General features: G+C 56.1%; 1 pseudogene. It reads right to left on the bottom strand.

From position 1 onward, the window contains the following. Positions 1-33: 33 nt before the first annotated feature. Positions 34-246, bottom strand: a pseudogene (locus QN399_RS26525) (catalase); the annotation flags it as partial.

Raw genomic sequence — 246 nt, forward strand, 5'->3', positions numbered from 1 at the left:
GAATACGCGACCCTGCAGCATACGATCCGGTCATAGGCCAACGCCTGGAACCATGTTGCTCGGCCCGAATGCCGCTTGCTCGACCTCAGCAAAGTAGTTCTGCGGATTACGGTTGAGCTCCAATTCACCGACCTCGTTCATCGGGAACTCTTTTTGCGACCAAGTTTTGGTCACGTCAATCGGGTTCTCGTAGTGCGCCGTGGCCTGGGCTTCGGTCATGATCTGAATGCATACGCGCCACTTCGG

Source organism: Pseudomonas sp. 10C3 (genome assembly GCF_036346185.1).
Classification (GTDB): Bacteria; Pseudomonadota; Gammaproteobacteria; order Pseudomonadales; family Pseudomonadaceae; genus Aquipseudomonas.